The sequence below is a fragment of the Thiolapillus sp. genome, assembly GCF_048562965.1.
GTDB lineage: Bacteria > Pseudomonadota > Gammaproteobacteria > Chromatiales > Chromatiaceae > Thiolapillus > Thiolapillus brandeum_A.
In genome coordinates this window covers 1-685 of record NZ_JBHNMF010001345.1, presented here as the reverse complement: position 1 = coordinate 685, position 685 = coordinate 1, and the positions used below count along the sequence as shown (strand labels likewise).

Sequence of the window (685 nt, the reverse complement as noted above, 5' to 3'; positions counted from 1 at the left end):
TCGCAGCATTTCCTACCCGCCTGTCGAGGGACGGCAAGGCCGGTTGGCAGGAACACATGGCAGAGTATTGCCCGCCAGATTTCGAAGCCTTGCTGAATTGGCCAATATTTAACAGTTTGAGTGGATTTAAGGAGGCACATCAGCGTCTGTTCTCTTTCGACCTGGCGCATATGCCGTTCCGCCTTATTGGGTTGCCCAAGGAAATGATTGCGCAGCGGGGGCTTGTAGCCAAAAAGTATGTCACAACTATGGATGCGCCGGGAGAAGTGTTACCCGCCCCCCTTATTGAAGGCATCAACATATTAGCCAGATGGGCAAGACTCAAGGGTTTACCGCGCGGCCTGCTTTTTTCTACCCGACCTTTCAACCTTACTGAGCTTACGGTGCTCGTAAAAGACCCGTATTCCAGATCAGGCCAGAATGAGATGCAGGCGGTGGTTCTGGCTATACGTGGATTTTCACTTAACGACGCCATGCCACATTGGGATAAGTCTCATGTTTTACAAATCCCGAATGAAGAGCCACGTTCTAGATATAGTATCGCTGTTACAAGCTGGAAGACCAAAAACAAAAGCTGGGTGGCTTCGGTCATGCGTAAGCCCGATCCGGATCTGACACGCTATGCCCGCTTGAATCGTCTTTTGAACAGCGTTATCTCTCAGCCCAAAGGTGCGGAGTATTGCAT

At 50.7% G+C, this 685-nt stretch carries 1 protein-coding gene; it reads left to right on the top strand.

What is annotated here, in order from left to right:
- Positions 1-685: hypothetical protein (locus ACOCD2_RS24225; RefSeq protein ID WP_419626307.1), on the top strand; the 685-nt coding region annotated here is incomplete at both ends.